Raw genomic sequence first — 12,860 nt, 5'->3', positions numbered from 1 at the left:
TGATGGGAATGGCATAATGAAGATCACTTTTACAGGCTATCGGCAGACCGCCACGCTGGCGACGCTTGCTTTCGTCACCACGCTTGCTGGCTGTACGATGGCGCCGAAGCACGAACGCCCCACATCGCCGACTGCGGTGGTCTATCCCTACGCAACGTCAACCGTTTCTGGCGCGCCGGATGCCGCTGACATTGGCTGGCGTGATTTCTTCCACGATCCGCTTCTACAGGAACTGATCGCGATCGCGTTACGCAATAATCGGGATTTACGCAAGGCAGGGCTCAATGTTGAAGCCGCCCGGGCGTTATACCGTATTCAGCGCGCGGAGATGCTGCCGACGCTCGGCATCGCCACCGCCATGGACGCCGGTCGCACTCCCGCCGATCTCAGCGTCACGGACGAGCCTGAGATTAACCGACGCTACGAGATGGCTGGGGCGACGACGGCCTGGGAACTGGATCTCTGGGGGCGAGTGCGAAGCCTTAGCGACCAGGCATTAGCCGCCTATATGGCGCTTGATGAGACGTACATTGCGGCGCGAATGAGCCTGGTTTCCGAAGTCGCCAGCGCCTGGCTGACGCTACGGGCTGACCGGGAGCTGCTGCGCTTAACCGAAGATACGCTGGCCGCGCAAAAAAGTTCATACACATTGACAACCCAGCTTGCCCGGACAGGCAACGCCACACAGCTCGATCTGCGTATGGCGGAGATCGCGCTGCGTTCTGCCGAAATCAATCGCGCGGCGTATACGCGACAGTTGGCGCGGGATCGTAACGCGCTGGAATTGCTGTTGGGCCAGCCGCTCACGCCTGAACTGTCGCGTCGACTAAACGAGGCGGTCACGCTTACGGAAGGCGCGATCCCGACCACACTGCCAGGCGGATTACCGTCAGATCTGCTGGTACGCCGCCCGGATATTCGCGCCGCCGAGTACAGGCTGCGTGGCGCAAACGCTCGGATAGGCGCAGCGCGCGCCGCCTTCTTCCCGACCATCAGCCTGACAGGCGCGGCGGGAACGGCCAGCGCGTCTCTTAGCGGACTCTTTGAACCGGGATCGGGAAGCTGGCGTTTTCTACCGCAAATCACCTTGCCTCTCTTTCACGGCGGCGCATTACGCGCTGACCTGGATAGGGCGCATGTCCAAAAACAGATTGAAATCGCCAGGTATGAAAACGTTATTCAGCAAGCCTTTCGCGACGTGGCGGATGGTCTGGCGGGACAGCGTACGCTGAGTGACCAGGTGCAATCAGAACAACGCGCGGTTGAAGCCAGTCAAATCGCCTATGAGCTGGCCGGACTCCGTTTTCAGGAAGGCGTCGATGACTACCTTACGCTGCTTGATACCCATCGTATGCTTTATGGCGCGCAGCAGCGTCTGGTGCGCACACGGCTCATGCAACAGCTGAATATCATTAATCTGTATAAAGCATTAGGCGGCGGTTGGCGGGAATACAGCGAGAAAAAGCAAGGTTAGCCCAAATAGCGCGCGCGTCGCCAGTGCGGCGCGCGCGCTAAACAGGCATATATTGCCTGCAAAATAAGGTTAACGAGGGCAACGATAAACGTTCCCGCTTAACGTGACATTCGTTTGTTTGCTTGAGCCAGAACCGTGCCATGAACTTCCTGTCTGGCCTGCACGCTGGGTTAACAGGACTACCGTATTGCCGCCCATTTTATAAGCTTTGTTTTTCAGATCGTTACGGGCACCCGTTTCCAGGTTACTGTTGGAAGTCCAGCCACCGGTAAAGAAATTCCCCTGGCTGCCCGTGATATCCCCTAAGTAGCTGCATTCCTTACCTGGCTCGCTGGTCATCACCCGTACCTGTTCAGCGCCATAATTCAACGAATTAGCGCTACATGCGGTTAAAGCCAAGCCGACGAAACATACTAAGATCTTTTTCATACTAATACCTGGTCTATTAATCATTAAATAATAACGCGTTCTTGCTTCTGAACGCCGTCAAGGAACTATATTTAAGATGTAACGAATGTCTTTCATTTGCTGAAGAAAAGTCTCTGTCATGATGCTATCATGTATGCTTGAGGCTATTTCTTGTTCAGTTTTTTCAATATGCTCTCTGAGTCTTATTTTTGTTTTTTCGTCAAGCGCCGAGATAAGTATCTTAATGGCAAGCAGCATAGTAGGATTGATGCTTTCACACTCTCTCATCGTTAACTTTTTCATCTTGTTTGCTTCAAGCCTGATCGGCGTTTTTGTCTACACGGCAAATTTTAGATGCGAAGATATGGCGACTTCTTTGGTAAATAAATAGCAAATGGAAAAAGCGTTTGAAGCCATATTTACGACAGATACGCAATCTATGAATGTACAAAGTCTTACGACTCATGCCATAGCTACTGGCGATCTGACTCATCGACTTTTTATATAAAAAGTGCCATAACAACTCCTCCTCCTTTTTTGTCAACGGCGCAAGTTCACCGACCGCTACTTCGTTTGCACAAGCGTATTTAATGAAATGCTCAATAAAAACAGGCTTTGCCAAATCGGGATCGATATCAGGATCTCTATCGCAGCCATGTGGATAAAGTTTTCCAATATCTCTGCGCGTGAGCCATATTCGACGAGCATGTGGATAATGCTGCATGAGCGCCTTAAAACCTTTCCAGCCCCCCTGAATCAAAACTCGTCCATCAATAATAATTATGATATCTTCGCTAGCTGATATCTGACACGAATTATATTCTCCATTGAGTGGGAACATAAAACACTTCCCATCCTCAAAGAGTGAAGCGATGCCTAAATAAGTATAATAATCATCCGTTAAAACTATACCTATCGTTTTTAACGGAAGTTGTTCCGATAGTGAATTTATCATAATTTCATCAATAGAATAACGCTACGGTGAGTGTTTTATCTTCCTCTTAAGATTACCTGAGCGCTCATAACCATCCCTATTCTGTAGCAGCGCCATATTATTTTTAATTCCTTGCCATAAACGTAACGCTTATAATTTTAATGTCAGAAGCGATAACCTACGCTGACACCAAATGTATTGGTATCCACAGCGAAGAAACGACTGGCTTCCCATGATGCATCGATAGATATACTCTTAACTGGATTAAATATTACGCCAGCGCCGTAGGCAAAGGAATCTTCTTTTGAGTGTTTATTAAATTTCATCGTCGCTATACCCGCATTGCCGTACAGGCTCACATAGTCATTAAAACGATATGTTGGTCCAAACATCAAAGAACCATAGTCTACAGAATCGGAACCATTTTTATGCAATTTTCCCTCTTTCCAGGTGTAGTTCTCCATTTCATTGCGCGTCGCGGTGAATGAGCCTAACATCCCCCAGGTCTCATTGAACTCGTAACGATATTTAAAATTAAAGCCTCGCAGATCTTTGCTATCGCTATTTTTCAATGAACTGAGATGAGTTTGTGCATAACCAAACGATACGGTGTGCTGATCGTTAGCCAAAGCCAAAGGTGACGCTAATAATAAACCTAAAAAAACAAGGAACGAAGACCGTCTTTTCATTAAAACCACTCCATTTTTGATATATAATTAAGGCGGTACCGGAACTTATGGCACACAAATAGCATTTAGATTAAGAACACCTAATGCGCTTATTACCAGTCATGCCAACTGCGGAGGTAATATAACCTGATATATTCGATAATGGATATGAAATCAGTCTTACAGAGTTCTTACTTTTTTATTAATGGCGGATTCATAGTTGCTTCAGACCCGATCCTGGCATCGCATCCGTCAGGCGGACAGCGAGAGGTTATCAGCGAGTATCAGTCACCTCCTTGAAGAGTCAAAATTCATAACCAATTGTTTTTCATGTATTTTATTGATTATTGAGTTAACCTTTACCCTTGCGGAGGGCAATTTCGCAACTCGCTTTCTGACGCATTCAGACAACATTCAGATCTACTGCGCGGTACAAACGTTATAAAGCTGCCGATTAAGAGAATAAAAAAAGGTTTTCTCACCCACTTTAGATATTCGAATCTCATTAGCCGCTTCCGGATGCAGAACCCGTAAATATGATAACAGATCGCCAGCCGTGTCCGTGGCAAAGACTTTTACCTGGGATACTTCGAACGTATAAACACCAGGCGCTGTTCGATGTAAATTTTTCATATACACGTCCCGGTATAATATTTTTACACCGTTATCTTTTGTTTTTATTTCATATTGAAGCGTAATTCTCTTCATCTTAAAATCAAGAACAAGACTGCCATCGGCATGGATATCTTTAGGTTGTATCGTCGTTACCGTTCTTGTCGTACATAAAAATTCATTAGTATTAATAGAACTATGGTTACTGTTTCGTACCCAAACTACCATCAGTACGACTGAAACAGCCAGCATACCAAGCGTCGCCACGCTTAATAACGTTCTTTTATGGAAATGCATTTCGGCTCCGCTATATCAAGTTGGTTAAGACACTGGACAAAAATATTTGTATTAGGAACGCGAATGTAATAAATGATTTTTCCGTTTTGTTTATGTATTTCATTACTCATCTCAGAGTACGCTTCAACGATATCCGTCAGATGGGTTTTATCATGCCCGACACTATAAAAAGTGTATCCATCATACGAACCCTGGAGGGTAAAGTAATCAATATTTTCACCCTTAACTTTATACATCATAAAAAACATCAGAAGCGCGGCCAGGCAAAAGTAGAGCCAATCTTTTTTATTCACAGCGCCCGGTATTGGGGTAATAATAGTGTCATCGTGCCGCACTTCAACCGTCGATACTTCTGTTTCAGCAACAGCAGGCAACGGCGTATTTTGCGCCTCATCACTCAACGGTTCAATGGAAACTGAGAGTAAAACACCCACGCGAGGACGAGTCACAACAGACGCCCCCTTAAGACCAATTTTATCAAATGACCCTCGTAGCTGGTTAATCAATTTATAATAACTGGCATCAGAGACCACGACACCTTTGCGCCCCCAGACATAGTTAATTAAATCATCTTTTTTAAAAAGGCCTTCATGAAAAGCGATAAGCAAACTGCGTTCCGATTCAGATATCGTTATCGACTCTCCGGCGCAGGAAAGCGTCATTCGTTCACAATCAAGAATAACTCTTTTGTCAATCAGATAATTGTTCTGACTCATAAAAATATCCGCCCCAGTGCTATCACGTTTCTTCACGGCATAAACATATTACCAGGATATATCGCGCTATTGAATTTTTTTCCGTAGCGAGCTCCTGTATTATTCAGCCACCAGGCCACTCGCAGATTCGTTTTCCCCCTTGAGCAGACCATTTTGCCTCTGGGCTGACTTGCCAAGCCAGCTCATAAAGTCATTAGCCTCCATCGGCCTGGCATAAAGAAATCCCTGAACGAATCCTACCCCGTGGCTTAAGATATAACGCAATTGGTGCTGGGTACTGACCCCTTCGGCAACCACATTAAGCCCCAGTCGCTGACTCAGCGTGATGATAGTATCCAGGACAGGAACATCATCGCTGCTGGTATCAATGGTATCGATAAACGTTCTGTCTATTTTAAGAGAGTCTACAGGTAATTGCTGGAGATAGGAGAGGGAGCAATAGCCGGTCCCAAAATCATCAATCGCTATTAACACGCCTTTTTCACGGAGCGTTGAAAGTTTTTCTGCGACCTGTGAAGGTTCTACAATCAGGCTACGTTCGGTGAGCTCCAACATAAGCGTTATCGTTCCCAAACGAGTCCTGAGCGCCTCTATATCTTGTATAAAACCGTCATCCATAAGATGCGCAGGCGATATATTTACGCTGATATAGAAATCATCCGGTACAGTCCAGTTTATCACGTCATGAGCAATCAGTTCGAACAGATGACGAGAGAGTGGAATAATCATGCCTTCATTTTCTGCGGCGGTAATAAAAATATCGGGAGTTATAAAACGGCCATCCGGTTGCGGCCAGCGCATTAGCGCCTCCACGCCGCCGCAACTACCGTCTTTAACATTAAAAACAGGTTGATAATATACCGTAAATTCATTGTGCGTTATTCCCCTGGCAATCTCCCGGGCCAGAGATAAGCGTTTTAAATACCAGCGCCTGTAGAACAACATCATCCCTACAGAAAGACATAATGACAGCGGAATAAAAATAAAAAGGTTTTGTAACCAGTATGCCGATAACGTTGAGAAAGGGGTTCGCACCATCAGCTGGATAGTGTGATCGGTTGAGGTGAACCGCTGCGTTAAAAACGCCTTACCGCGCAACGTCGCAGCGCTGGTAATCGCCTCCCCTGCGCCGAATGTCAGGCTAAAGGCTGATGCTCTCTCTGCTGCCAATATCTCCATGAGCTCCTGGACATACTGCGAATCCACAATGACGAAAGCCGCTTTATTCGCTGCTACTTTTTTCACATAAACCACAACAAGGCGATCGGGTCCTTCGGCCATACTACCGATAGATCGCAACCACCGTTCCGGATAAGAAGCAGGTAAGGAAAGCCCTGCCAGCCGGGAAAAATGATAGCGTTCGGTTCCTGTGACAAAGGAGCAAGTGATATCACCATTTTCCAGAAACCCAATGTCACGGACATAAGGAGTGAAGGCCCGCGTTCTGGACAGTTCTTTCAGCGTATCAGTGCAGGAACTCTCAGCCAGTCTGGCGGCTTTTCCGGCGACTTGCCAGGAGGCGGCAGATATATCCGCGCTAAACCGCAGCAGCGTATTGGCGCTGACGGCGATATCTCGTTTTAGCTGGAAGATACCCGCGAGTAACCCCACCAATATCATTACGATCAGTGGAACGGCAATAAACAACATCAGAAATAGCTTTCTTACTTTCAAATCATTGCCCTCTTACCGGCCTTCCTTTTGCCACTGTACGCTTTTATAGGATAACTAAAGTAACATTAATATAGAAAAGCAATATTGAGAGATAGGTTATACGTTCTTAATGATAGCAAGATGGCACTCCCTGTGCCGAAAATAGACAAGAAAATATCAATACCCAACAGGTGCAGGATACTATCGTTAAAATAAGCGATAGCAGATATCTAAATTCAATATGTTAGCCAGATGCTAGGTTCGCTGCCTGATGAGGCATAACCATCACGGAACGAATTCCCATCAATACAGGGATTATTGGCTACAACTCAACGTTACTACTGGTGGTACACACATTATACAAATGTCGATTAAGCGAAAACATGTAGGTATTTTTCCCAATTTTGACCATCTTTAACTCATTAATCGTACCAGGCTGTAACAGTCTCAACCAGGAAAACAAATCGCCAGCAGTATCAGACTCAAAAGTCTTAACTGAATTGACTTTAAAAGTAAATGTTTTCATACCCGTTCTGCGCAGTTTGCTGATGCAGATATCACGAAAAAAAAGCCGTTTCTCTTTCGTATCGGTAGTAACATCGTAGTGTAGGGTAATCCTGCCGGATTTAAGATCCAGCACAAGTCCACCATCCATGTACAATTTTCGTGGTTCAATATACGCTTCTGATTTTGTCGTGCATATAAGATTATTGGTTCTATAAGAGTCTCGATTTACCCACTCAAGCGCTATTACCGATCCGATTGCGACAGTGGCGATAAATATTACAAATATAATCAGTAACGTTCTTTTACTGTAATACATTTTGGCACCGCCATTTCAACAGGATTTAAGCATTGCAGAAAAATATTCATGTTAGGCTCCCTGATATAATAAAGATGGCGTCCATTTTGCCGGTAAATTTTAATTTTTAGAGAGTTAAAAGCAAAAACTACTTCACTTAATGTGACCTTATCCTCTTTTGTTTTATAGATTGCATAATCGTTATATTCGCCAAGATATGTAAAAAAACTATCAGGGCTGTTACGAACAGGCGCTTTATATATAGTAAATACACCATAGAGCAATGCCAGAAGAATGGCTCCTGTTAATACCACAAATACGCTGTGACGTTTAATTTTGTAAAATATGTTCTCCCGAGTCGGGGTGCCTTTAACGTTTTCATCACTCACCTTTAGGGAGGTGATTTTTTTTATAGGTTCAATGGCAACAGACAGCGACACCCCCACCCGAGGACGAGTTACGATGTCAGATGACTGTAGACCGATGCTACTAAAATCATTTCTCATTTGATTAATGAGTTTATAGTAACTTGATTCTGAGACGCAGCCTCCACGATTTTCCCAAACAAAATGAATAATATCTTCTTTTTTGTAAAGACCATGCCAAAAAGCAAGAAGCAGATGGGTCTCAGCTTCTGATATTCTGATTATCTCATTACCATGCGATAAGGTCATCTTCGTACTATCAAATACAACACGCTTATCAAGTAAAAATATGCTTTCATTCATGACAATCCTAAAGGTAACTGCATCCATCATTCAGACGACATATTATCATGCTCAAAAAAGAATTCAGCCCCCTAATTAACCTGAGTTTAACTTATAAGTCTCACTTATAGTAAACAATAATTGACACAAGTATTACCTGCACATTACAAATCAAACAGTTATAGGTAAATCTGAACACTTTTCTTTACCTTAACGCAAACTCAGGAAACTTCTGAAAGGCCAAAAGTAAGAAAAAAGTAAGACTAATTATACTGTTTCAGAAGCACATTTCAGAAAATTTACCTTAATCTCACCATCGTATTATCCATCGGGAGGTTTAACTGATGCGGATTTTACATAGCAAAAATGTGCAGGTTTGTATTGCAACATAGTCTATCTATTCAGACGCGGAGAGAATTGTTATCGGATTACACTCAATCAAATGATAACACTATCAGTTGTACTAATGAGATGTATGGACGAAAGCGCTTATCGCTCTATTTCATGATAAGAGAAATAAGTCTGTTTGTTTTATATCGCATTATCAATAGTCAGGAGGGTATAGTTCACATCCAAAAATAGAGTTAATGATCGTTATTTTTACCACTCCTCCATAAGCACGAAACATTCGGGCGAATTGCACTCGTCCTGAAAAAGTAAAGATTAATACAGGAACATTATTATATGTCTATGAAAAAATATTTAGCAATGATCACAGGCTCGCTTCTTGTCTCCAGCAGCGCGATGGCTGTTTCTGATAACACCATCACCTTTCAAGGGGAAGTCTCTGATGAAACGTGCTCTGTCGTGATTAATGGTAATCAGGCTAAACCCGTCGTGTTATTGCCAACAGTAAGTACTAAAGAGTTATCAGAACAAGGGAAAACCGCGGGGCCAATAACGTTTGATATTGGGCTGTCCGGGTGTACCGGCTCTAAGGACAAAACAACAAAAATTTCCACTGTCTTTGTTGGTAATCAGGTCACCAGTAACGGTAACCTGGGTAATACTGGCAGCGCGAAAAATGTTGAAGTCCAATTACTCGACACTTCAGGGGAGCCAATCAATCTGACCGGCGGCTTTACTGGCGACGGCGACCTACAGCTGGAACCAAATGCTTCTGAAGCGAGCGCGACTTATACCGCGCGGTATTACTCTACCGGGAAAGCAGAGGCTGGGACAGTCGCTGCCACCCTTCAATACGCCGTTTCGTATAAATAATTGTCGCTACGGTCTGGCGTTGAAACGCCAGACCATTTTCAATCGCCAGGGAGTTGTTGAGATGAAAATGGATACCCGACATTCCGCATTATATTACTTAATAGTTTTTCTATTGCTGGCCCTACCCGCCACAGCATCGTGGGCGAGCGTTACTATTTTGGGTAGCCGAATAATTTACCCATCAACAGCCTCCTCCGTAGATGTGCAGTTAAAAAATAATGATGCAATACCTTATATCGTACAAACCTGGTTTGACGATGGCGATATGAATACCAGCCCGGAAAATAGCAGCGCGATGCCGTTCATTGCCACGCCGCCGGTATTTCGTATTCAACCCAAAGCAGGCCAGGTGGTACGCGTAATTTATAACAACACGAAAAAATTGCCGCAGGATCGTGAGTCAGTATTCTGGTTTAACGTATTACAGGTACCACCAACGAATATTGGCAGCGACAGCGGGCAAAATAAAATGTTGGTGATGCTGCGCTCAAGAATAAAACTTTTCTATCGTCCTGACGGGCTAGGTAAACCTGATAATCTGGCGAAAAAACTACAGATTAAAACGGTAAATAAGGGTTCCGGAAAAAGCGGTATTGTTATTGTTAATCCGCAGCCCTGGTTTGCCTCTTTAAGTAACCTGAATGTAAAAGTGAACGGCGCTTCGTATAACCTGGATGCTGATATGATTGCCCCTTTCTCCAGTCAAACCTGGTGGCTGCCGGGCAAACGGTCACTCAAATCCTTCTCCGGTACAGTCACCGTTACTTTAGTTAACGACCTGGGCGCAAGGATAAGCGAGAGCTACGATGTCCCCCACCATTAATTTGAACCGCAAAAGCCTTGCGCTATTGATCGCCATAGTTTGCTCAGGCTCCGCGCAGGGTGAAGAGTATTATTTTGATCCTGCGCTACTTCAGGGGGCCACTTACGGACAAAATATTGCCCGTTTTAATGAACAGCAAACGCCTTCCGGAGACTATCTTGCCGACGTTTACGTTAATGGCACGCTGGTAGCCTCGAGCACTAATATTCGATTTAATGCTGTAAAAGAGGGTCAACAGGCTGAACCCTGCCTGCCCTTATCGGTGATGAAAGCGGCACAGATAAAATCACTCCCCGCGACCGACGCTGCGACCGAGTGTCGCCCGCTCAGGGAGTGGGTGCCTCATGCCGGCTGGCAATTTGATAGCGCCACGCTTCGCCTGTTGCTGACGATTCCAATGACCGAACTTACGCACAAACCGCGCGGTTATATCTCCCCTTCAGAGTGGGATAGCGGCGCGCTGGCGCTGTTTTTACGCCATAACACAAACTGGACCCGCACCGAAAATACCGACAGCCATTATCGCTACCAATACTTATGGAGCGGTTTAAACATGGGCGTTAACCTCGGACTTTGGCAGGTCCGTCATCAAAGTAATCTGCGCTATGCCAATAGCAACCAGAGCGGAAGCGCCTGGCGCTATAATAGCGTTCGAACCTGGGTGCAAAGACCTGTCGCGTCTATTAACAGTATTCTGTCGCTGGGCGATAGCTATACGGACTCCAGCTTATTCGGCAGTCTGTCTTTTAACGGAGCTAAACTAGTCACCGACGAGCGGATGCGCCCGCAGGGCAAACGCGGTTATGCGCCGGAAGTTCGGGGCGTAGCGGCCAGTAGCGCGCACGTGGTAGTAAAACAACTGGGGAAAGTGATTTATGAAACCAACGTTCCGCCGGGCCCATTTTATATTGACGATCTGTACAACACCCGTTATCAAGGCGATCTGGAGGTAGAGGTTATCGAGGCCAGCGGTAAAACCTCACGTTTCACCGTGCCTTATTCTTCCGTGCCGGATTCGGTTCGCCCCGGTAACTGGCACTATTCGCTGGCCTTCGGCAGGGTTCGTCAGTACTACGATATTGAAAATCGTTTCTTTGAGGGAACGTTCCAGCACGGCGTTAATAACACCATTACCCTCAACCTCGGTTCACGAATTGCGCAGCGTTACCAGGCATGGCTGGCGGGCGGCGTCTGGGCCACCGGTATGGGCGCGTTCGGCCTTAACGCCACCTGGTCGAACGCGCGCGCAGAGCATAACGATCGCCAGCAAGGCTGGCGCGCGGAACTCAGTTACAGCAAAACGTTTACCACCGGCACTAACCTGGTACTGGCGGCTTATCGTTATTCAACCAACGGCTTTCGCGATCTTCAGGACGTGCTCGGCGTACGCCGGGAAGCAAAAACGGGGATTGATTACTACTCCGACACGCTGCATCAGCGCAATCGCCTGTCCGCGACGGTAAGCCAGCCGTTAGGACGGCTTGGCACGCTTAACCTCAGCGCCAGCACCGCAGACTACTACAATAACCAATCGCGTATAACACAGCTACAAATGGGATATAGCAACCAGTGGCGGAATATAAGCTACGGGGTGAATATCGCACGACAGCGCACCACCTGGGATTACGATCGCTTTTATCACGGCGTTAACGAACCACTGGACGTGAGTAGCCGACAAAAATATACCGAAACCACAATGTCGTTTAATGTCTCTATACCGCTGGATTGGGGCGAAAACAGAACGTCTGTCGCCATGAATTATAACCAGTCCAGTCAAAGCCGTTCCTCAACCGTATCTATGACCGGCAGTAGCGGTGAAAATAGCGACCTGTCATGGTCGGTTTATGGCGGCTACGAGCGTTATCGCAATAGTAATAGCGATAGCAGCGCGCCAACGACGTTTGGCGGTAATCTACAACAGAACACCCGGTTTGGCGCACTTCGCGCCAACTATGACCAGGGTGATAACTATCGTCAGGAAGGGCTGGGCGCGTCCGGCACCCTGGTACTTCACCCTGGCGGTCTGACGGCTGGCCCCTATACCAGCGATACCTTTGCGCTTATTCATGCCGATGGCGCGCAGGGCGCGATCGTACAAAATGGCCAGGGCGCTGTGGTTGATCGCTTTGGTTACGCCATTCTGCCTTCGTTATCTCCTTACCGCGTCAATAACGTTACGCTCGATACCCGTAAGATGCGCAGCGATGCCGAACTGACGGGAGGAAGTCAGCAGATTGTGCCCTATGCCGGCGCCATCGCGCGTGTCAATTTCGCCACTATCAGCGGCAAAGCGGTGCTGATCTCCGTGAAGATGCCGGATGGCGGCATACCGCCAATGGGCGCTGATGTTTTCAACGGTGAAGGCACAAACATCGGCATGGTCGGCCAGAGTGGGCAGATTTATGCCCGTATCGCCCATCCGTCGGGTTCTCTACTGGTGCGCTGGGGAACAGGGGCAAACCAGCGTTGCCGGGTTGCCTACCAACTCGATCTTCACACCAAAGAACCGTTTCTCTATCTGAACAAAATCTGCGAGAAGGAATAG

General features: G+C 46.5%; 12 protein-coding genes and 1 pseudogene. 4 read left to right on the top strand and 9 right to left on the bottom strand.

From position 1 onward, the window contains the following. Positions 1-16: 16 nt before the first annotated feature. On the top strand, positions 17-1,474 hold the full coding sequence (gene mdsC, locus N7E69_RS13725; RefSeq protein WP_001675691.1) for a multidrug efflux transporter outer membrane subunit MdsC: 1,458 nt from the start codon (positions 17-19) through the stop codon (positions 1,472-1,474). Positions 1,475-1,543: 69 nt separating this feature from the next. Here mdsC and N7E69_RS13720 read toward each other — a convergent pair whose 3' ends face one another. From N7E69_RS13720 to N7E69_RS13680, 9 genes and pseudogenes are all read right to left on the bottom strand, one after another. After that, on the bottom strand, positions 1,544-1,903 hold the full coding sequence (locus N7E69_RS13720) for a DUF4156 domain-containing protein (RefSeq protein ID WP_000722978.1): 360 nt from the start codon (positions 1,901-1,903) through the stop codon (positions 1,544-1,546). A 57-nt stretch (positions 1,904-1,960) separates the two neighbouring features. After that, positions 1,961-2,185 (bottom strand): membrane protein, encoded by a 225-nt coding sequence (locus N7E69_RS13715; RefSeq protein ID WP_000737127.1) that lies wholly within the window; start codon positions 2,183-2,185, stop codon positions 1,961-1,963. A 10-nt stretch (positions 2,186-2,195) separates the two neighbouring features. After that, positions 2,196-2,837: a helix-turn-helix transcriptional regulator gene (locus N7E69_RS13710; protein ID WP_000610818.1), complete on the bottom strand. Its 642-nt coding sequence runs from the start codon at positions 2,835-2,837 to the stop codon at positions 2,196-2,198. A gap of 143 nt (positions 2,838-2,980) precedes the next feature. Further along, positions 2,981-3,505 carry an Ail/Lom family outer membrane beta-barrel protein gene (locus N7E69_RS13705; protein WP_000830237.1) on the bottom strand — a complete coding sequence of 175 codons (525 nt, stop codon included), beginning with the start codon at positions 3,503-3,505 and terminating at the stop codon, positions 2,981-2,983. Positions 3,506-3,904: 399 nt separating this feature from the next. Further along, positions 3,905-4,393 carry a hypothetical protein gene (locus tag N7E69_RS13700; RefSeq protein WP_000545419.1) on the bottom strand — a complete coding sequence of 163 codons (489 nt, stop codon included), beginning with the start codon at positions 4,391-4,393 and terminating at the stop codon, positions 3,905-3,907. After that, positions 4,366-5,109, bottom strand: coding sequence for a transcriptional regulator (locus N7E69_RS13695; RefSeq protein ID WP_000081368.1), 744 nt, complete (start codon positions 5,107-5,109; stop codon positions 4,366-4,368). Before N7E69_RS13695 ends, N7E69_RS13700 begins: the two co-directional genes overlap by 28 nt. Positions 5,110-5,208: 99 nt before the next feature. After that, on the bottom strand, positions 5,209-6,783 hold the full coding sequence (locus tag N7E69_RS13690) for an EAL domain-containing protein (RefSeq protein ID WP_000868291.1): 1,575 nt from the start codon (positions 6,781-6,783) through the stop codon (positions 5,209-5,211). Between the two features lie 501 nt (positions 6,784-7,284). Continuing rightward, positions 7,285-7,585 (bottom strand): annotated as a pseudogene (locus tag N7E69_RS13685) (hypothetical protein). Continuing rightward, complete coding sequence (locus N7E69_RS13680) at positions 7,558-8,292, bottom strand: transcriptional regulator (RefSeq protein ID WP_001005866.1); 735 nt, start codon at positions 8,290-8,292, stop codon at positions 7,558-7,560. Before N7E69_RS13680 ends, N7E69_RS13685 begins: the two are co-directional and overlap by 28 nt. 663 nt (positions 8,293-8,955) lie before the next feature. Here N7E69_RS13680 and N7E69_RS13675 point away from each other — a divergent pair. The 3 genes from N7E69_RS13675 (at position 8,956) to N7E69_RS13665 (ending at position 12,860) form a co-directional block, all read left to right on the top strand. After that, positions 8,956-9,492, top strand: coding sequence for a fimbrial protein (locus N7E69_RS13675; RefSeq protein WP_000062036.1), 537 nt, complete (start codon positions 8,956-8,958; stop codon positions 9,490-9,492). Positions 9,493-9,553: 61 nt separating this feature from the next. Then, complete coding sequence (gene stbB / locus N7E69_RS13670) at positions 9,554-10,315, top strand: fimbrial biogenesis chaperone StbB (protein ID WP_000781492.1); 762 nt, start codon at positions 9,554-9,556, stop codon at positions 10,313-10,315. Then, positions 10,299-12,860, top strand: a complete 2,562-nt coding sequence (locus N7E69_RS13665) for a fimbrial outer membrane usher protein (RefSeq protein WP_000075315.1) — start codon at positions 10,299-10,301, stop codon at positions 12,858-12,860. The genes stbB and N7E69_RS13665 overlap by 17 nt, the downstream gene beginning before the upstream one ends.

The sequence above is a fragment of the Salmonella sp. 3C genome, assembly GCF_025426275.1.
Classification (GTDB): Bacteria; Pseudomonadota; Gammaproteobacteria; order Enterobacterales; family Enterobacteriaceae; genus Salmonella; species Salmonella enterica.
The sequence above is the reverse complement of the archived record's forward strand: the minus strand, read 5'-3'. Positions and strand labels throughout refer to the sequence as shown.